This window comes from Hyphobacterium indicum (genome assembly GCF_003129605.1).
Taxonomy (GTDB): domain Bacteria; phylum Pseudomonadota; class Alphaproteobacteria; order Caulobacterales; family Maricaulaceae; genus Hyphobacterium; species Hyphobacterium indicum.
Window position 1 is genome coordinate 741,283 of sequence record NZ_QBDX01000001.1, and the last position, 19,144, is coordinate 760,426.

The window sequence follows — 19,144 nt, forward strand, 5'->3', positions numbered from 1 at the left end:
AAATGGAGGGGCGTATGAGCCTGTCTTTGATTTCAGCCAGCGTGCTGGCCCTGTCGATGATGCAGTCTGCCGATCAGGCCGTGGCGGGGGCGATGCAGGCGGATCGCGATTTTGCGGCCTATGCCGCAGAGCACGGTATCGCCGAAGGGTTTCGCTATTACGCGACCGCGGATGCGCGTCTGATCCAGCCGAATATAGACGACATTGTCGGGCCGGATGCGATCTTTGCGTCCCGCGAGGGCGCAGCCGGTTTGCTGCACTGGGAGCCGCGCGGCGGCTATGCCGGGGAGGCTGGCGATTTCGCGGTCACCTATGGCGACTGGAGCTATCATCCGGATGGTGACCGTGCCTCTGAACCGTCCGCAACCGGTAATTATGTATCGGCCTGGCGGCTTGAGGCAGACGGCTGGCGCTATGTGCTCGACACCGGCGTCACCAACCGGCCGGCTGAATCCGGTACTGAAGAATAGCCCTGATTGCTTGCCACGGGGCGGTAATTGACTAGGTTTGCGCGGTTGCAACATCAACGGAGCGCGAGTCGATGGCATTCAAGCCGGTCAAGGAACGGCCATACGGGGATCCCAAGTCAGTGGTTGCGGCGCTGTTCGAGGAAGCGGGCGGCGTTCCGGCGGTCATGGAGTTGCTGGAATTGTCCCGCACGCGCGTCTATGCGCTCGCCGATCCGGATGCCACCAACGAGATTTCCTATTCCCGTGTTGCGCGGCTGACGGAAGCCACCGGTGCCACATCCGCGGCCAAGGATCTCGCCTATCTGGCGGGGGGCATTTTCATGCCTCTGGACCAGTCGGATGATGACAACTGGCTGTCGCTGGCCGGGGAAGCCAGCCGTAAGCACGCGCGCAATATTACGGCGCTGATGGATTCCCTCAGCGAGACAGAGCGTTCGCCGGGCGAAATCGACGAGCAGGAGGCCCGCGAAATCCTGAAGGTGCTGGACCAGCAACTGGCCGTGCTCGCCCGCCAGCGTTCGAAACTGGCGCGTATCGCCAATGGCGAGCGCGATCCTGCTGCGCGCCTCAGCGGCGATAAGGATTGATCCAGTTTTTGGGCGTGATATGGGGGTCCGCGAAATAGCCGGGCCGCCCACGCAATGAAGCGCTTTCTACATTTCATTCTGAATATGGACGTCCGGGCGCAACGCGCGGTCGTGGTGTCTCTGGGCCTGCTGGTCTCGGTCGCCATGGTGTTCTTGTTCGGCCGCCTGTTTCTGGATGCCAGCACCGAAAATCTGGGCCAGGTGTTCGAAGCGGCGGCCAGCCAGTGGTATGCGCTGCCGCTCACCATCATCATTTACATCATCCTGTCCTTTTTCGGTGCGCCGCAATTTGTATTGATGGCGGCCACGATGCTGGCCTTCGGTCCGGTCTATGGCTTTGCCTATGCCTGGATCGCAACCGCTTGCTCGGCCTCCGTCAATTTCTGGATGGGACGCAGCTTCGGGGCCGGCCTGCTGGAACGGTTTGGCGGCGACTGGATGAATCGCGCCGCCGGATTTGTCGGCCGCAACGGGCTGATTGCCAGCGCCCTTGTGCGTATTGTGCCGTCAGGCCCATTCATTGTCGTCAATATGGCCTTTGGCGCGTCGAAAACCCCTTACTGGGCGTTTATTCTGGGCGCGATGCTGGGCACGGCGCCCAAAATCCTGGTCGTTGGCCTGACCGGACAGAGCCTGCTCACCGCGCTGTCGGGCGAAAACCTGCTTTATGCCGCCGGACTCCTGGTCGTCGCGCTCGGCGTCTGGCTCACCATAATGCTGGCGGCACGCCGCCGTTTGCCGGCGCATGAGGAAACCGACGAAGAGACTTGACCTGTGGCTGCATTGCCGCGCTTGCATTCCGCGCTGCACCATCGCACAAGGGTATTTCTTGAAAATTTGATCGCCTGACAGGTGATCGCAACATGAACGCGCGCCCATGTTCAATAGTCTCTTCGGACTGCTCTCTGCTGATATTGCCATCGACCTCGGAACGGCCAACACACTTGTCTATGTCAAGGGCAGGGGTGTGGTGCTGAACGAGCCGTCGGTGGTCGCCTACAAGATCGAAAAAGGCCGAAAACACGTCCAGGCGGTCGGCGCGGAAGCCAAGATGATGCTGGGCAAGACGCCCGGCAATGTTGAAGCCATCCGCCCGATGCGGGACGGTGTGATCGCGGATTTCGATGTCGCCGAGGAGATGATCCGCTATTTCGTCCGCAAGGTGCACAACCGGCAGAGCTTCGTGTCGCCGCAGGTCGTCATCTGCGTGCCGTCCGGGGCCACCGCAGTTGAACGCCGGGCGATTCATGAATCGGCCCGGCTGGCCGGCGCGCGCAAGGTCTTCCTGATTGATGAGCCAATGGCGGCGGCTGTGGGGGCAGGGCTTCCGATCGACGAGCCGACCGGTTCCATGATCGTCGATATCGGCGGCGGCACCACGGAAGTGGCCGTGATGTCCCTGTCGGGCATCGTCTATTCGCGCTCCGTGCGGGTTGGCGGCGACAAGATGGATGAAGCCATCATCAATTATATCCGCCGTTCGGCGAACTTGCTGATCGGCGAAACCTCGGCCGAGCGCATCAAGAAGGAAATCGGATCCGCCATGCCGCCGCCGAAAGGCGAGGGGCTGTCCCTTGAAATCAAGGGCCGCGATCTGATGAATGGCGTGCCGCGTGAAATCGCCGTCACCGAAGCCATGATTGCCGATGCCCTGTCCGAACCCGTGGAACAGATCGTGGAGGCCGTCAAACAGGCCCTGGAGGCGACTCCGCCCGAACTGGCCGCGGACATCGTCGACAAGGGCATTGTCCTGACCGGCGGCGGCGCGCTGCTGCGCAATCTGGATACCGAATTGCGCGAGCGCACAGGTCTTCCGGTCAGCCTGGCAGACGAGCCCCTGTCCTGTGTGGTGATGGGCTGCGGGAAAGCGGTAGAAAACCTTAGGCTTTGGCGGCCTATCCTGTCCGAAGCAGTATAGCCCCGGGCACCAGTCAAAAGGAGTGTCGCCTTGGCGATCGGCGGATCTTCCAGGCGCAATGATGAAAGCGGAGTCCGCTTTTCGCGCACCTTTACGGTGGCGCTCTTTCTCATATCCATTGTTCTGATTGCGTTTGACCGGCCGCAAGCGCGCTCGCCTGCGCTTGCCAGTCTCAGGGCCGGGATCACCGATCTGTCGGCTCCGGTGCTCGACCTGGCCGCGGCACCGGTCCGCGGCCTCAGCAATATCGGCCCCTATTGGCGTAATCAGGCGCGCCTGGCCGAGGAAAATGCCGATCTCCGCCAGCGCCTCAACGAGACCCGCTACTGGCGCGATCTGGCCTTGCAATTGCGGGATCAGCGCGAAGTCTACGAGCAGGCCCTGAATGTGGAATCGCCGGCCACACAGAATCGCATCGGCGCCTGGACGCTCGGGGATCCGGACGGACCCTTCGTGCAGTCGCGCCTGATCGGGGCCGGAACCCGCCAGGGCGTCGGTTCCGGAGACCCCGTCCTCAACGTCTATGGCCTGATCGGCCGTGTGGTGGAAACCGGCAATGTGTCATCCCGCGTGCTGCTGTTGACCGACCTCAATAGCCGCATTCCGGTCATGGCGGACCGCTCGAATGCCCGGGCCGTCCTGGTCGGAGACAATTCGGAATATCCGCGCCTCGACTTTCTGACGCGCAATGCCGACCTTGAGGATGGCGACCGGATCGTGACCTCGGGAGATGATGGCATCATGCCGCGTGGCCTTCCGGTCGGTCAGGCGCAACGTGACCGTCAGGGGCGCTGGCGCGTCCGCCTCTATTCCGATCAGGCCCCGGTTGATTTTGTCTGGGTGTTCCCGTTCGAACCGGTCTTGCCGCCGGAACCTGACAGGCCTGCGGAAGAGGAAATGCCCGTGGCGGATGCCACGGCAGACGCCGGCGACGCTGGGGGGCTGCCAGCACCGGCGAGTGCCGAGGAAACTTCCGCCGGAGGTGAGCCATGAGATCGCCAGTGGATACCCGGCCGCCCTATGGCCTGATGGTGTGGACCGTGATCAGCCTGATCCTGGCGCTGGCTTTCTACGCCGCACCGCTCCGCATCGCGAACGGGCCGGATCTGATGCCGATGTTGCCGCTGATGACCTTGTTCATCTGGTCGACCGTCAGGCCGCGCTTCATCCCGCCCATCGTAATTTTCGTTGTCGGTATCCTGAATGATGTGCTGACCGGAGGTGTGCTCGGCGTCTGGGCACTGGCCTATCTGGTCTCGCTGACGATTGCGCGGTCACGCGACGAGGATGGCCCGACCCGAGAATTCGGTCCGGTCTGGGTCCGATTCCTGGTCGTCCTCGCCATTGCCATCCCCGTCGCCTGGGCCGCCGGAAGTCTGGCCATCGGGCAACCGGCGCCAATCCGGCCTCTGTTGATCGAAGGCGTTGCCTCCGCCTTGATGTTCCCCCTGTTTGCCGTGATCTTTGTCCGCCGCCGCAGCTTGCGCGGCACGTTCGGGTCCTGATGTCATGAAGTCGGATCGCCAGGAACAGCAGCTGAAATTCACCCGCCGCGCCCTGATGATGGGAGCGGGCGGAGCAGCTGTGTTTACCGCGCTCGGCGCCCGCCTCTATCAGCTCCAGGTGATCGAGACCGAGCGCTATCGGGTCCTGTCGGAAGACAACCAGTTCAACTTCCTGCTGACCCCGCCCTCCCGCGGCCGCATTCTGGATCGCTTTGGCGTTCCGGTTGCGGATAACCGGGACAGCTATCGTGTGGTGATGATCCCCGAGCAGGCCGGCGATGTGGAAGAGGCGCTCGGCCGCCTGGGCAATATTATCGAGATCACGCCGGAGCAACGCGAGCGGATATTGCGCAATGTCCAGCGCGCCCCGCGTTTCCGCCCGGTCACGATCCGGGACGATCTCGATTGGGGCAATTTCGCCGCCATTAATCTGCAAACCCCGGACCTGCCCGGCATTATTCCCGAAGTCGCCGAAATCCGCGACTACCCTTCAGGCCCGGCCTTCGCCCATATCCTTGGCTATGTCCAACCCGCCGCAGAAGCCGATGCCGGAGATGATCCGCTGCTTCGCCATCCCGGCTTCCGGATCGGACGCACGGGCGCGGAAGCCGCCCGCGAGGACACGCTGCGCGGGTCCGCCGGATCGCTCAAGGTCGAGGTCAATGCCTTCGGGCGGGTCATCCGCGAATTGCCCGAACAGTCCAACCCCGCAACGCCGGGTGAAGATGTCCGCCTGACCATTGATGCCGATATTCAGCGCTTCGCCTATGAGCGGCTGGATGGCGAGAGTGCCGCCGTCGTGGCCATGGACGTGGAAAGCGGCGACCTCCTGGCGCTGGCCTCCACGCCGGGCTTTGATCCGAATCTGTTCGTCACCGGTATTTCGCAAACCGATTTCAACGCGCTCAACCAGAATGAATACCGCCCGCTCTACAACAAGGCGCTGCAGGGCACCTATCCGCCCGCCTCGACCTTCAAGGCGGTTGTGGCGCTGGCCGCGCTCGAGGCCGGTGTCGTCAACACCACCGAACGCGTAACCTGTACGGGCAGCATACAGCTGGGAAATCGCGAGTTTCACTGCTGGCGCCGTCAGGGCCATGGCCGGGTCAATCTCCGCGATGCCGTGAAGACCTCCTGCGATGTGTTCTTCTACGAGATGGCGCAACGCCTTGGCATCGACCGGATTGCCAGCGCGGCACGCCAGTTCGGCCTCGGTTCTGCGCCCGAAATCGGCCTTGCCGGTGTTTCGCGGGGCATTGTGCCCGACGAGCAGTGGAAGCTCTCGCGCTATGGCCAGCGCTGGTCGCAGGGCGAAACGCTGATCACGGCGATCGGGCAGGGCTTCATGCTGGCCTCACCGCTGCAAATGGCGGTGATGACGGCGCGTCTCGCTTCCGGCCGCTCCGTCAGCCCGCGCCTCTATCTCGATCAACCGGCGGACCAGGGCCAGGAACTGGTTCAGGACCCCGCCCATCTCGATATTGTCCGTGATGCCCTGCGCGCCGTCGTGCACGAGCCGGGCGGCACCTCGTATTACACGCTTGGCGGCCTGGGCGTTGAGGGTGTGGAAATGGCCGGCAAGACCGGATCGGCCCAGGTCTATTCCATCTCTGCCGCAGAGCGCGAAGCGGGCGTCCGCACGCAGGATGAATTGCCCTGGCGCCTGCGCGATCACGGCATGTTCGTCTGTTATGCGCCTGCAGACCGCCCCCGCTATGCGGTCGCCACCGTGGTCGAGCATGGCGGTGGCGGATCCCGGGCGGCTGCCCGCCCCGCCCGTGATGTCCTGCGCCTGCTGATCGAACGCGATCCGTCGGCGGCCGGACCCTTTGTGCAGAATTCAACCGGGAGCCAGCCGACCTGATGGCCGTCTTTCGCGAAACCGTCCCGCGCACCTTCCAGGAAAAGCTGTTCGAGCTGAACTGGAGCGTCGTGCTTCTGCTTCTCCTGCTCGGTGCGGTGGGCGTGGGCATGCTGTATTCGGCGGCCGAGGGAGCCTGGAATCCCTGGGCCAGCCGCCACTTCATCCGATTCCTCCTCGGCATCGCCATCATGCTGGTCGTGGCACTCTTTCCACCCCGCTTCTGGATGGGCATGGCCTATCCGATCTATCTCGGCGCGCTCTCGCTTCTGGTGGGGGTCGAGTTTTTCGGTGAAAGCGTCAATGGCGCACAGCGCTGGCTCGATATCGGCCCGGTCCGCATGCAGCCTTCTGAAATCATGAAGATCGCGGTGGTGCTGGCCCTGGCGCGCTTTTATCACGACCTGCCGCCGGAAAAGATCAATTCAGCCTTCGGCCTGCTGGTACCGGCCTTCCTGATCGGCGCGCCTGCCGCACTGATCCTGCATCAGCCCGATCTGGGCACGGCGGTTCTGGTGCTGGTAACCGGCGCGGCGCTTGTTTTTCTGGCCGGGCTGAGCTGGCGCATCATCATTGGCGGTGCCATTGCCGCGGCCTTCATTATCCCCGCATTCCTGCGCTTCGGACTGGAGGATTATCAGCGGCGGCGGATTTTCACCTTCCTCAATCCGGAAGCCGATCCGCTGGGCGCAGGCTATCACATCCTGCAGTCAAAAATCGCGCTGGGCTCCGGCGGACTGACCGGGCGGGGATTTGTGGAAGGCACGCAGACCCAGCTCAATTTCCTGCCGGAAAAGCAGACCGATTTCATCTTCACCATTCTGGGCGAGGAATTCGGCCTGGTGGGCGGGCTCGCCGTGATCGGAATCTATGCGCTGGTGCTGGCCAATACCGTCGCCATCGCGGCGGCGTGCAAGTCAACCTTTCTGCGTCTTACCGTCATGGGGATCGCCACCACATTCGCCCTCTATGTCTTCATCAATATCGGCATGGTGACCGGCCTGTTGCCGGTGGTCGGCGTGCCTCTGCCGCTCATCTCCTATGGCGGCACCGTGATGATGGCGGTGCTCTTCGGATTCGGCCTGATTCTGGGCGCCCATATTCATCGCAATGCCGAACCGCCACGCGGAGCAGGTCTCTTCGGATAACGGCTAGAAATTCTTGACCCTTGCGTCAGGATGGGGAAGGGTCCGCGCCGGTTCAGGCGGGGATTTCCGCTGCATTTCTGGGGAGAATTGCCATGGCCGCTGCGGCTCATGCACACTGGTCGTCACGTTTTGGATTCCTGATGGCGGCCATTGGTTCGTCGGTCGGGCTGGGAAATTTCTGGCGCTTTCCGTACACGGCCGGTGAAAATGGCGGCGCCGCCTTCATCCTCATCTATCTCGCCTGTATCCTGTTGATCGGCTTCCCGATCCTGATGGCGGAATTGTCCGTGGGTCGCTACGGCCAGAAAAGCGCCATCGGATCTGTCCAGAAAGTGGCCATGGACAATGGCTCCTCACGGCTCTGGGCGGTCACCGGCCTTGTCGGCCTGATTGGCGGCATTCTGGTACTCTGTTTCTATTCGGTCGTGGCCGGCTGGGTGGCCGCATATATTTTCAAGATGTTCTCGGGCGAATTTGCCGGCCAGGCTCCGGAAGTGGTCGAGGCGGCGTTCGGAACCTTCTCTGCCGACAGTTATAACGTACTCGGCTGGCATACCGCATTCATGGTGCTGACCGTGCTTGTCGTGGCGCAGGGCGTGACCGGCGGCATTGAACGCGCCGCATCCATCCTGATGCCGATCTTCTTCACCATGTTGCTGGGCATGGTCGTTTATGCCGGGATTGCAGGCGATATGGGGGCCGCCATTGGCTACCTCTTTGCCGTCGATTTTTCTGAAGTGAATGGCCAGACTTTCCTCGAGGCGGTCGGGCAGGCCTTTTTCTCCATCGGCCTGGGCTCGGCCATCATGATCACTTACGGCTCCTATCTCGACAAGAACGCCAATATTGGTCAGTCAGCGGGCATTATTTCCGCCGCCGATTCAGGCGTTGCGCTGATTGCCGGCCTTGCCATCTTCCCCTTCGTCTTTGCCTTCTCGATCGAGCCGGCAGCCGGTCCGGGGCTCTTCTTCCAGGCATTGCCGGCGGCGTTCGCCCAGATGCCGGGCGGCAATATTGTCGGCGGCGCCTTCTTCATCCTGGCCCTGATCGCAGCGCTGACATCGTCAATCTCGCTTCTTCAGGCCGTCGTCGCGTGGATCGAGGAAAACTCCAGCTTCCACAAGAGCACGATCGCCTGGACTTTTGGCGGCTTTATCTGGCTGGTCGGCGCAGGGGTGGCCTTCTCCTTCCCCTTCTTCGATTTGCTTGATTTCCTGTCGAGCTCCATCGCCTTGCCGCTCGCCGGCTTGCTGATGGCGATCTTCATGGGCTGGGTTGTGGACCGCAAAATCGCGCACGCCCAATTGTCACACGCATCCCCGCTGCTTTTCGGGTTCTTCCGTTTCGTCCTGCGGTTCTTTGCTCCCATTGCCCTGACCCTGATTCTTGTCCTGGGTCTGGACGCCAAGTTCGGATGGGGCCTTTCGGTCTTGCTGTTCGGCAGCTAACCAAACCGCCGGACAATATCGTCGGTGGCGCGCACCAGCGCGTCCACCGTCCCCGGCTCACCGGCGGAATGCCCGGCATCGGAGACAAACTCCAGCCGGGCATTTCCATTCCAGGCCTTGGCGATGGTCCAGGCCGCTGCGGGCGGTGTGATCACATCATAGCGGCCCTGCGCGATATAGCCCGGAATGTGCCGGATGCGGTCCATGTTTTCGAGCAATTGATTGTTGCCCTCGAAAAAGCCCCGGTTCACGAAATAATGGGTTTCGATCCGCGAAATGGCGTCCGCCCGTGCCGGGTTGCTGCGTGATGAGGGTTCCGGAGACGCAAAGGAAATCAGGGAATTCTCCCAGTCAGCCCAGGCGATGGCATCCTCCAGCCGGGCCTGGACCTCGTCCTGCATCAGCCGGGCGTGATAGGCGGCCAGAACGTCCTGCTTTTCCTGTTCATCAAGACGGGAAACAAGATCAGCCCATGCATCGGGAAAAATCCGGTTGGCGCCATCGCGATAGAACCAGTCAAGCTCGGCCTGAGTGCACAGAAAAACGCCGCGCAGCACCAGGGCCATGGCCCGGTCCGCATGGGTCTGGGCGTAGGCCAGCGACAGGGTCGACCCCCAGGAGCCACCGAAAACCACCCATTTTTCGATCCCGAGCGCTTCACGAATGGCTTCAATATCTTTCACCAGATCCCATGTCGTGTTGTTTTCCAGCGAGGCATGAGGCGTCGAACGCCCGCAGCCGCGCTGATCGAACAGGACAATCCGGTATTTCTCCGGGTCAAAAAACCGCCGCATCATCGGGCTTGCCCCGCCGCCGGGCCCGCCGTGCAAGGCAATCACCGGCAGGCCGTCTTCCCGTCCGCATTCCTCGACATAGAGACTGTGCCCTCCGGACACATCAAGGCGGAAGTGACGATGGGGTTCGATGGGCGGGAACAGGGCGCGGCGGGAAGCGTTTTTTTGCAAAGGGCTAACCTCTGTGATTTACCTTGATTGACAGGGTGTTCTTGCCGCAGAGTAACGGCGGGGCAAGGGCTGACAATGGTTTGTTGGTCACAGGGGCGCACATTCTGCCGCTGCAGCAATATGGGTTGTGTACATGATGTTTCGTACCGGATTGATTTGCGCCTGCCTCGTGGGCCTGTCAGCGTGCGTTGCAACCCCCTCGGGACCGGCCGGATTTGTCTCCGGTGACCGGCAATTGCCTCAAGCCCAACTGGATTTGCGTCAGAATGCGGCCGCCCTGGACGCCAGATTCCATGAGGCCGGATGGGTTGCGGAAGCCCATGGCGCTGCCGTGCAACGCCTGACGGGAATGCTGATGTTTGGCCGCGGCAATTCTGATCGCCCGACACCCGTGGAAGTCTATTATGAGGCGGCCGGGCTCAACGATGCCGGCCCTGACATGATCATCGAAACCGCCCGCCGCGATCTCGCGGAGGCGTCGACCCTGACCTATAATCTGGCACGCGACGGCGAAACCGTTGCTGAAGCCGGCGGCCTGACCGCCAACAGCCTCAGCGATGATCTGGGCGCGCTGGAATATGCGCTGACCGATGTCCGTCAGGCCCTTGCACTCTTCCGGACCATTAATGACTCGGGTGACGGACAACTGGACGCAGCAATCGGATCATTAGAACTGGCCTCCGAGCGGCTCGGCAATGCCGCTGATGGCCTGATGTCGCGCCGCCGCGAATTGCGCAACGCGACAGGCAGCTGACCGCACCATGAATCCCGAAGACGTCAAAGGGTTTCTCCACCCTGATGAAGGTGCTGCGCTGACGCGCTATGCGGTCGGCACAAGCCGGTTGGGTCCGTTTCTCGAGATCGGCGGATATTGCGGCAAGTCGGCGCTTTATCTGGGCACCGCGGCCCGCGAGGCCGGCACGCTGTTGTTTTCCATCGATCATCATCGCGGCTCCGAGGAGCACCAACCGGGCGAGGAATATTTCGATCCGGAGCTTTATGACGACATCGTCGGGACGGTGGACACGCTGCCGGTTTTCCGCCGCACCATTCATGCCGCCGGGCTGGAAGATCATGTCATTGCGCTGGTTGGGAAATCCGCCGCGATCGCACCTTACTGGTCAACGCCACTGGGCTTTGTTTTCATTGATGGCGGACATTCCATGCCGGCTGCCCAGGCCGATTATGATGGCTGGGCCCCGAAAGTCGCGCCGGGCGGTTTCCTCGCCATCCACGATGTTTTTCCGGATCCCGCAGAGGGCGGACGCCCGCCTTATGAAATCTGGAAACAGGCGGTTGAATCCGGCGATTTCGAGCCCGTCGAGCGGATCAGGACGCTGGAGGTGTTGCGCCGCGCCGGGCCGGACTGACCGCCTTGAGCGGCGTCACCAGAAGATCAGAGCCGGGCGAGAGATGCTCGATGGCATCGGCCGCCAGAATGACCGCGGCGGAGGTCCACGCCGGACGCTCGTAAGGCCAGAGGATTTCTTCTTCGAATTGCCAGCCCATCCAGTATCCGCCGGAGCGGGCTGCCAGCGGCGCCAGATCGGTAATCAGCTTGCGCGCCTTGCCGGTCCAGCCCACCGCCTGGCAGGCGAGGGCCAGCTCGGCCGTTTCGGCGGCCGTGACCCAGGGTTCATCAGCGACGCAGCGCGAGCCCAGTCCCTCGACCACATAGCGTGACCAGCCCGCCTCCAGCCGCCGCTGCGATTCCTCGCGCGAATGAACGCCGGACAGCACCGGATAATACCAGTCCATGGCATAGCGCCGCCGGTCGGTGGATTTTCGGTCAAACCGCCAGTCCTTGTCGTGCAGCGCTTCGGCAAGCCGTGCGCGCGCTTCCGTCAGATCCCGAAGCTCGCCGGCCAGAGCGGTTTCGAGCCGGAGGGCACATTCCAGGCTCTTGTAGAGGCAGGCATTGCCCGCCCGCAGCGAATCCACATTGTCGAGGGCTTCTCCCGCATCAGGCTTGCGCCAGACGATATCGCCTTCCGGTGTCTGGCAGGAGAGGACGAACTGCATGGCCCGCCGTACCGGTCCGGCATAGCGGTCCAGCCAGCCGGGTTCATTCAGGGCGAGGGCGCTGCGCAAGACGGTGACCGCCGCATAGCCGGTGAAATTGGTGTCCCGTGCGGTCGCCGGCTTGTCCACCACGAGCCGCCGGTTGGTCTCGTCCAGAGGCACGCCGGCGCCCAGCTCGCCGGTCCAGCCGCCATCGGATTCCTGGCGGTCAAACAGGGCTTCCAGCGCGCGCGCGCAACTGTCTGCCCGTCCGGCAACGGCCAGCGCCATTGCACTCTCGCCGTGATTCCAGGGGTCCCAGAGCCCGGCATCAATCCAGGTGATGGCGCCGTCCGGCTGTTGCAGGGCTTCGATCCGGTTGGCGGCAGCCGAAAGGTTTATGATCTGGCTCATACCGGCTTCACAAAATACATGACGAGGCTCTTTCCCATGACCGGATTGAGCAGGCGTTCGAGCGTGCGGGTGATCCAGGGCGCTTCGAGCAAATCCCATTCCAGAAACCGCCGGTAGGCGTTGACCAGTCCATGGTCGTTGCGGATGTCCCAGACCGCGCACTGCAGCCACCAGTACGGGCTGTGCAGGGCATGCGCCCAGTGATGCGCGGTCTTGCGCAGGCCGCTGCGCCGTGCCGTGGCGTGCAATTGATCATGCCGGAAAATGCGGACATGCCCGCCGGGCGTTGACCGGTAACCGCTGGACAGCTTCCAGCAAATCCATTCCGGCCAGTAGCGCGGCACGGACAGGGCGACGCGTCCGCCCGGCTTTGTCACGCGGGTGATCTCGGCCATCGCAGTGTCCGGATCGTCGACATGTTCCAGTACTTCCGAGCAGATGACAGCATCGAAGGAATCGTCGGGAAAGGGCAGGCGCTGGGCATTACCGGCCGCCAGTGTGCCGATCCGCAGCGGAGAGTCATCGGGAGGCGGAAGATCAGCAAAGCTTTTCAGCGTCGCCATCACATCCGCTTCGGAAAGGTCCAGCCCGATGACATGCACCGGCGCATCATGCCAGTAGAGCGCATGCGTATGACGGCCGCGGCCGCAGCCGAGATCCAGAACCCGGTCGCCATCGCGCAGGTCCAGACGTTTGAAATCAATGGTCAGCACGCAGCAATCGCTTTCTCGTAAAGCGCGCTCGCGGCGAGAGCGTGATTCCGCCAGCAAAAGACAGAGCGGGCCCGGCGGGCTCCGGCCTCGCTCATTTCGCGCGCCATATCGGGCTGGTTCAAGACCGCCCGGACCGCTGTCTCCAGGGCCACGGCATCCCCGGCCGGCACAATGCTGCCAGCCTCGCCCACCACTTCCGGCAAGGCCCCGCCATCGCTGGCGACGACGGGCGCGCCGCAGGCCATCGCCTCGGCGGCCGGGAAGCCGAACCCCTCGAACCGGGCCGGACAGACCACGACGCTGGCGCGGCGATAAAGATCGGCGATCTCCTCGCGGCTGACACCGGATCGCGCGCTGACCCGGTTCAGCAGCCCTGCCTTCTGGAGAATTTGTTTTGCCCGTCCTTCCCGCAGCTGGCCGATCAGCTCCAGCTTCAGCGACGGGAATTGCTGTGCCAGCGGCACGAAGGCCTGCATCAGGACATCCAGCCCCTTGATCGGCACGTCGGCGCTGGCGGTGGCCGCAATCAGCCGGGTTTCCCGGCGTGTGCCGGCATCCGGGCAGAAAACATCATGGTCAATCCCGTTGAAACTGACCACAGCCTGTTTGGCCTGCATGCCGTAATGCGCGGAATGGCTGTCGCGCGCCGCGTCTGAAACCGCCAGCAGATGCGGCAATTGCCGCACGGTTTTCGCCTGACGGTCGGTAAAGCCGTACCAGCGGCGGGTGAGCAGTTTTTCCCACCATCTGGAAACGCCATCGATGGCAAAGCCGCGATCAATCGCCACCGGATGGTGTATCGTGGCGACCACCGGCAGGGTGCGCGAAATGCCGATAAAGGGCGGCATCAGGGTCTGGTTGTCGTGCAGGACATCGAACCGCCCGGACTGATCCTTCAGCCAGGCCTGCAGGCGGTAGCTGAAGGCCAGCAATTCGCCGAACGCGCCGGTATTGTGCGCCAGCCATTCCGACCGGTCAGCCTTCGACAGCAGGTGCGCCGGACGCAGCGCCAGAAAGGCGTTTTTTTCCTCGAACAGGTTGAGGGCCGGAAATTCGACCAGTTCCACACCTCCCGGCACATCCGGATAGGGCGGGCCGGACGCGATGGTCACATCATGCCCGAGATCGCGCAGGCCGATGGCGAGTTCACGCAGATAAACACCCTGTCCGCCGACATGGGGATGCGACCGGTAGCCGGTCAGCAAAACCCGGCGCGGATGCAGTGCCAGCGTTTCGCCTTCCGGCCGTCCGGCCAGTGGCGATTCCGGTGCAATATCGGCAAGAGCTCGGTCCATGAACACTGTTCACCTTTTCGGGTTGGCGAACCTAGCCGCGCTTTGCTGCACTGCAAAGCCGCGATTGCAACAGACTTTCCATTTGAATGCAGACAGGGTATCGCCGCGCCCATGAACGGGCGGATCATTCATCCGGCGGGGGTCCGCTTTGCGGCGCATTATGGCGCATTCTACTTCGCATTCGGTGCCTTTCTGCCCTATCTGCCGGTCTGGCTGGAATCCCGCGGACTCTCGCCCGAACTGATCGGGATTGCTCTTGCCGGCAGCATGATCGGCCGCACGGTACTGGCACCCCTAGGGGCCAGCTGGATGGACGGATCCAGCCGCCGCCGCGATGCCGTGGTCGGCTTTGCCTGGGCGGGGCTGGCAGGCTTCCTCCTGATGGCTCCCTTCCGCGATGTTGTGCTTCTGACAATCGTTTCGGCTTTGGCCGGGGCGATTTTCAGCGGCCAGATCCCCCTGGTAGACGCCTTTGCCTCATGGTCGTCACGCAAGGAAGGGTTTGCATTCGGCCCGGCCCGGGCTGTCGGCTCGGCCACTTTCATCCTGGCCAATCTGGCGGCCGGCGCGCTGATCGGGCAATTCGGCGGCGAGGCCGCACTGGTCTGGATGACCGCAGGCGCGGCGCTGACCGTGGCCACCGCGCATTTCCTGCCCGTCGGCGAGCGCGTCAAACCGGCCGCCGGAACGGAGCGCGCGCCTCTGCGCCTGCTCCTGTCCCGGCCTTTCATCCTCGCCCTGGCCGCTTCGGCGCTGATCCAGAGCAGCCATGCATTCTATTACGCGTTTTCCGCCATCAGCTGGCAGGCAGACGGCATCCCCCCGCAGACCGTCGGTGCTCTCTGGTCGACCGGCGTTCTGGCGGAGATTGTCTTTCTGACCCTGTCGGCGCGGCATCTGTCCCGCTTTCAGCCCGCCCATTTGATGATGATCGCGGCAGGCGCAGCCATGCTGCGGTGGACGCTGACGGCTTTTTCGCCGCCTCTGGCATTGCTATTCATTCTGCAAATCACGCATGCCCTGACCTTTGCCGCGGCCTATCTGGGGTTTCTCAGGTTTGCGGCCGACCACGCCCCTGACGGGCTTCAGGCCAGTACACAGGCGGCCAATTCGGCCTTGTCGGGCGGCATCGCGCTTGCGGTGATGAGTGCTGTTTCCGGGCTCATCTACGACCATTTCGCAGGGGCAGGATTTGCCTTCATGGCGATCCCGGCGGCTCTGGGCGGAATCTGCGCCTGGCAACTGTTGCGCGTCCGCACTCCCTAAGCCGGACTGAATCACCTAAGACTGGTGCCGAAGGGGTCGAATCCATGCCATCGGGAAGTGCCGCAGACATCAATGTCCGGGAGGAAGGACAGAAGATTGTCGTCGAACCCATCGGCGACTGGGTCGTTCATTCCATCGCGGCCATCTATTCCGAGGTCGAGCGTCTCGAGTCCGGATATGATGCCGGCCTGATTGTCATCGACCTTGGCCGCCTCGGCAGGATTGATACGTCCGGCGCCTTTCTGCTGGGACGGATTGTGCATCAATGCAGCACACCGAATGCAGACTGGCACTATCGCGGCGATCATCCGACAGCACGGCGGCTGATCGGTGAAATTCTGGAGCGCGTCATCGACTGCGATCCCGATCTTCCGGAGGAGCGCTATGGTTTCGTCCGGGCCTTCGAACGCATCGGCAAGGGGCTGGAAGCCTTTGGTAATGAAACCCTTGAGACATTCGCATTTTTTGGCCGCACGCTGACGACGTTTTTCTCGCTGATGTTACGCCCGCACCGCTTCCGGGTAACGCCGACCGTCTATGTGATGGAAGAAGCGGGTGTGAATGCGCTGCCTATCGTTGCCGTCCTGACCTTCTTCATCGGTGCGGTGGTGGCCTTCATGGGAGCCAACCTGCTGGAAACATTCGGCGCATCGGTATTCACGGTCGAACTGGTGGGTATTGCGGTGCTGCGCGAATTCGGCGTGCTGATCACGGCCATCATGCTGGCGGGGCGCTCGGATTCGGCGTTCACGGCAGCGATCGGCTCGATGAAAATGCAACAGGAAATCGATGCCATGAAAGTGCTGGGCCTCGATCCCTATGAAGCCCTGGTCGTGCCGCGCGTCGTCGCCTGCGTCCTCATGGCCCCCTTGCTGACCTTCGGCGCCATGATGGCCGGCCTGTTCGGGGGCATGATGGTCAGCTGGGCGACGCTGGACATTTCGCCGGGATTTTTCATCGCCCGCATGCATGAAACCATCGACTGGAGCCATTTCTGGGTCGGCATGTCGAAAGCCCCGGTCTTCGGCCTGATCATTGCCATTATCGGCTGCAAGCAGGGCATGCAGGTTGGCGGTGATGTGGAATCGCTGGGCCGCCGCGTCACCGCTTCGGTGGTGCAGTCCATCTTCATGGTCATCGTCGTCGATGCCCTGTTCGCCATGATGTATCTGGAGCTCGATATATGAGCGAGGACATCATCATCGAGGTCCGGGGTCTCAGGACGGCCTTCGGACGGCACGTTGTTCACGATGGCCTGGACCTGTCTGTAAGGCGCGGCGAGGTGCTGGGCCTGGTCGGCGGTTCGGGGTCCGGCAAGTCGGTGCTGATGAATACGATTATCGGACTGAAGCGGCCGGATGCCGGCGAGATATTCTTCAACGGCCAGCGGCTGGGATCCATGTCGGAGAGCGACCGCCGCGAACTTGAATCCAGCTGGGGTGTGCTGTTTCAACATGGCGCGCTGTTCTCATCGCTGACTGTCCGGGAAAATGTCATGGCGCCGCTGCGCGAACATGTCAGCATGCCCAAACGGCTGATGTCGGAAATCGCCGATATGAAGATCGCGCTGTCCGGCCTCGGCCCGGAGGCAGGACCGAAATTTCCGGCCGAGCTCTCCGGCGGTATGAAAAAGCGCGCCGGCCTGGCGCGCGCGCTGGCCCTGGATCCCGACATACTTTTCCTCGACGAGCCCACGGCCGGCCTCGACCCGATCGGCGCCGCGGCGTTCGACATGCTGATCAAGGATCTGAGTGCAACGCTGGGCCTGACTGTGTTTATGGTCACGCACGACCTCGACAGCCTGTATACGATTTGTGACCGCGTGGCGGTGCTGGCAGACAAACGTGTGGCGGCGGTTGCGCCGATCAGCGAGCTGGAACAGAATCCGCATCCCTGGATTCAGGAATACTTTCACGGACCGCGGGGGCGCATGGCCGCCGCCGCACAAGGAGGCTAGGCCATGGAGACCAAAGCCCATCACGCCCTCGTCGGCTTTTTCGCTGTCTTTCTGATCCTCGCCGGCGGGTTTTTCGCGCTCTGGCTGGGGCAGACCACATTCGACCGCGACTATGCCTATTATGACGTTGTTTTTGACGGGCCGGTCCGCGGGCTACGTCAGGCGAGCGAGGTCCGGTTCAACGGGATCCAGGTCGGCGAGGTGACGGACATCGGTCTGGATCCGCAGAACCCCAACCGGGTGATCGCGCGTATCCGCCTCCTGGCAGAAACACCCGTGCGCGTGGATTCCAGTGCCCAGCTCGAACCACAGGGGCTGACCGGCCTGTCCTATGTCCAGATATCGGGCGGCACGGCAGAGGCCCAGCGCCTGCAAGGCACAACCCGGGGGGACCCGCCGCGCATCTATGCTGAACAGGCACAGATTGAATCCCTGGTGGCGGGCGGCGAGGATGCGCTTGAGGCGGCCCGTCAGGCGCTGGTTCAGATGACCCAGCTGCTCAGCGAGGCCAATCTAGAACGGGTCGCGGCGACGATCCAGAATCTTGAAGAGATCACGGAACGGCTCGCGGGCGAGGATGCCCTTGTGGATGATTTGCGGTCCACCATCCGGACCCTGGAGGCTACGGCTGTCGATGTCGGCGCCGCAGCGCGGTCGCTGGAGACATTTGGCCAGGATGCCAGCCGGCTGGCAAATAATGAACTCACACAAGCGTCTGTGGACGTGTCGCGGGCCGCTCTCGAAATCGATCTCGCGGGCCGGCAGGCTCAGGAATTGATGACCACACTGCAGCCCGCCATCGAGCGTCTGGCCGGTGAGGGAACCGACGAACTGACCCGCACCATGGAGGACCTGCGCCGCCTGATCGGTACGCTCGACCGCATCGCCCTGGACATCGAGGATAATCCGACCGGATTCATCTCCGGAGAACAACGCCGGACAGTAGAGGTGCCGCAATGATCCGCAAATCCATAACCGTGGCTCTCATGGGCACGTCAGTCCTGCTGGCGGGCTGTGTCAGCCTTCTGCCGGAAAACACACCGGCCACCGTCTACCGGCTCTCCACACCGGAGCCGTCCGGTGAATTGAGAAATGAAGCTGTGATTGTCGGAGTCCAGCGGCCGTTGACGCCGCGCGCCCTGTCCGGAGCCCAGATCGCCCTGTCGCAACAGCGTGGTGAACTCGTGTTTGCCGAAGGGGCGGAGTGGATCACGCCGGTTCCCCGGCTGGTCCAGGATCTGATCGTGGAGTCCATGGACGCATTCGAACCTTCCCTCATTGCGTCGCGGCCCGAAGATGGTGTGCGTGCCGAATTCGAGCTGGCCACGGAATTGCGGTCCTTCGAGGCCAATTACCTGAACGGCCCGGACGCAGCTCCGACGGCCGTGGTCCGCATACGGTCCCGCCTTATCCGGATGAGCGACCGCCGGCTGATCGCTGTCGAGGCGATCGGGGCCCAGGCTGTGGCCCGCTCTCCCCGCATTGGCGATATTGTTGCGGCGTTTGATGCGGCGTCACAGGAAGCCGCGGCGGATGTCGCGCAATGGACAGCCGAGCAGGTCGCGCAACATCACGACGCGGACCACGAACACTAGA

At 62.8% G+C, this 19,144-nt stretch carries 20 protein-coding genes; 16 read left to right on the forward strand and 4 right to left on the reverse strand.

The window, feature by feature from the left end; genetic code table 11:
- Nucleotides 1–14: 14 nt before the first annotated feature.
- The 9 genes from DBR16_RS03635 (at nucleotide 15) to DBR16_RS03675 (ending at nucleotide 8,937) form a co-directional block, all read left to right on the forward strand.
- Nucleotides 15–470, forward strand: a complete 456-nt coding sequence (locus DBR16_RS03635) for a YybH family protein (protein WP_109259848.1) — start codon at nucleotides 15–17, stop codon at nucleotides 468–470.
- Nucleotides 471–541: 71 nt separating this feature from the next.
- Nucleotides 542–1,057, forward strand: a complete 516-nt coding sequence (locus DBR16_RS03640; RefSeq protein WP_109259849.1) for a hypothetical protein — start codon at nucleotides 542–544, stop codon at nucleotides 1,055–1,057.
- A 54-nt stretch (nucleotides 1,058–1,111) separates the two neighbouring features.
- Nucleotides 1,112–1,828: a TVP38/TMEM64 family protein gene (locus DBR16_RS03645; RefSeq protein ID WP_109259850.1), complete on the forward strand. Its 717-nt coding sequence runs from the start codon at nucleotides 1,112–1,114 to the stop codon at nucleotides 1,826–1,828.
- Nucleotides 1,829–1,934: 106 nt separating this feature from the next.
- Nucleotides 1,935–2,975 (forward strand): rod shape-determining protein, encoded by a 1,041-nt coding sequence (locus DBR16_RS03650; protein WP_109259851.1) that lies wholly within the window; start codon nucleotides 1,935–1,937, stop codon nucleotides 2,973–2,975.
- A gap of 30 nt (nucleotides 2,976–3,005) precedes the next feature.
- Nucleotides 3,006–3,968 (forward strand): rod shape-determining protein MreC, encoded by a 963-nt coding sequence (gene mreC, locus DBR16_RS03655; RefSeq protein ID WP_109259852.1) that lies wholly within the window; start codon nucleotides 3,006–3,008, stop codon nucleotides 3,966–3,968.
- Nucleotides 3,965–4,480 (forward strand): rod shape-determining protein MreD, encoded by a 516-nt coding sequence (mreD, locus tag DBR16_RS03660; protein ID WP_109259853.1) that lies wholly within the window; start codon nucleotides 3,965–3,967, stop codon nucleotides 4,478–4,480. The genes mreC and mreD overlap by 4 nt, the downstream gene beginning before the upstream one ends.
- 4 nt (nucleotides 4,481–4,484) lie before the next feature.
- Nucleotides 4,485–6,344: a penicillin-binding protein 2 gene (gene mrdA, locus DBR16_RS03665; RefSeq protein ID WP_109259854.1), complete on the forward strand. Its 1,860-nt coding sequence runs from the start codon at nucleotides 4,485–4,487 to the stop codon at nucleotides 6,342–6,344.
- A complete protein-coding gene (rodA, locus tag DBR16_RS03670) occupies nucleotides 6,344–7,489 on the forward strand; it encodes a rod shape-determining protein RodA (RefSeq protein WP_109259855.1) in 1,146 nt (381 codons plus the stop codon). The genes mrdA and rodA overlap by 1 nt, the downstream gene beginning before the upstream one ends.
- A 92-nt stretch (nucleotides 7,490–7,581) precedes the next feature.
- Nucleotides 7,582–8,937, forward strand: a complete 1,356-nt coding sequence (locus DBR16_RS03675; protein ID WP_233347558.1) for a sodium-dependent transporter — start codon at nucleotides 7,582–7,584, stop codon at nucleotides 8,935–8,937.
- Here the strand turns inward: DBR16_RS03675 and pip are convergent.
- The gene (gene pip, locus DBR16_RS03680; protein ID WP_109259856.1) at nucleotides 8,934–9,902 is read right to left on the reverse strand and encodes a prolyl aminopeptidase; all 969 of its coding nucleotides are present in this window, start codon (nucleotides 9,900–9,902) and stop codon (nucleotides 8,934–8,936) included. The two genes, DBR16_RS03675 and pip, sit on opposite strands and share 4 nt — an antisense overlap.
- Nucleotides 9,903–10,035: 133 nt before the next feature.
- Between pip and DBR16_RS03685 the strand changes: the two genes are divergently transcribed.
- Together DBR16_RS03685 and DBR16_RS03690 are read left to right on the forward strand one after the other, a co-directional pair.
- On the forward strand, nucleotides 10,036–10,656 hold the full coding sequence (locus tag DBR16_RS03685) for a hypothetical protein (protein ID WP_109259857.1): 621 nt from the start codon (nucleotides 10,036–10,038) through the stop codon (nucleotides 10,654–10,656).
- A gap of 7 nt (nucleotides 10,657–10,663) precedes the next feature.
- Nucleotides 10,664–11,272: a class I SAM-dependent methyltransferase gene (locus tag DBR16_RS03690; protein ID WP_109259858.1), complete on the forward strand. Its 609-nt coding sequence runs from the start codon at nucleotides 10,664–10,666 to the stop codon at nucleotides 11,270–11,272.
- On the opposite strand, the gene DBR16_RS03695 is transcribed toward DBR16_RS03690, so the two are convergent.
- From DBR16_RS03695 to DBR16_RS03705, 3 genes are read right to left on the reverse strand one after another with little or no spacing between them, the layout of a single operon-like run.
- Nucleotides 11,232–12,317 (reverse strand): prenyltransferase/squalene oxidase repeat-containing protein, encoded by a 1,086-nt coding sequence (locus DBR16_RS03695; protein ID WP_109259859.1) that lies wholly within the window; start codon nucleotides 12,315–12,317, stop codon nucleotides 11,232–11,234. The two genes, DBR16_RS03690 and DBR16_RS03695, sit on opposite strands and share 41 nt — an antisense overlap.
- Entirely contained in the window at nucleotides 12,314–13,030 is a 717-nt protein-coding gene (locus DBR16_RS03700; protein ID WP_233347559.1) for a class I SAM-dependent methyltransferase, read from the reverse strand. The genes DBR16_RS03695 and DBR16_RS03700 overlap by 4 nt, the downstream gene beginning before the upstream one ends.
- Complete coding sequence (locus tag DBR16_RS03705; RefSeq protein ID WP_109259860.1) at nucleotides 13,024–14,325, reverse strand: glycosyltransferase family 4 protein; 1,302 nt, start codon at nucleotides 14,323–14,325, stop codon at nucleotides 13,024–13,026. Before DBR16_RS03705 ends, DBR16_RS03700 begins: the two co-directional genes overlap by 7 nt.
- Before the next feature lie 111 nt (nucleotides 14,326–14,436).
- Between DBR16_RS03705 and DBR16_RS03710 the strand changes: the two genes are divergently transcribed.
- From DBR16_RS03710 to DBR16_RS03730, 5 genes are read left to right on the forward strand one after another with little or no spacing between them, the layout of a single operon-like run.
- Entirely contained in the window at nucleotides 14,437–15,591 is a 1,155-nt protein-coding gene (locus DBR16_RS03710; protein WP_109259861.1) for an MFS transporter, read from the forward strand.
- A gap of 44 nt (nucleotides 15,592–15,635) precedes the next feature.
- Nucleotides 15,636–16,778 carry an ABC transporter permease gene (locus DBR16_RS03715; RefSeq protein WP_109259862.1) on the forward strand — a complete coding sequence of 381 codons (1,143 nt, stop codon included), beginning with the start codon at nucleotides 15,636–15,638 and terminating at the stop codon, nucleotides 16,776–16,778.
- Nucleotides 16,775–17,548, forward strand: a complete 774-nt coding sequence (locus tag DBR16_RS03720) for an ABC transporter ATP-binding protein (protein WP_109259863.1) — start codon at nucleotides 16,775–16,777, stop codon at nucleotides 17,546–17,548. Before DBR16_RS03715 ends, DBR16_RS03720 begins: the two co-directional genes overlap by 4 nt.
- Before the next feature lie 3 nt (nucleotides 17,549–17,551).
- Nucleotides 17,552–18,508, forward strand: coding sequence for an MlaD family protein (locus tag DBR16_RS03725; RefSeq protein ID WP_109259864.1), 957 nt, complete (start codon nucleotides 17,552–17,554; stop codon nucleotides 18,506–18,508).
- Nucleotides 18,505–19,143 carry an ABC-type transport auxiliary lipoprotein family protein gene (locus tag DBR16_RS03730; RefSeq protein WP_109259865.1) on the forward strand — a complete coding sequence of 213 codons (639 nt, stop codon included), beginning with the start codon at nucleotides 18,505–18,507 and terminating at the stop codon, nucleotides 19,141–19,143. Before DBR16_RS03725 ends, DBR16_RS03730 begins: the two co-directional genes overlap by 4 nt.
- The last annotated feature ends 1 nt before the right edge of the window (nucleotide 19,144 follow it).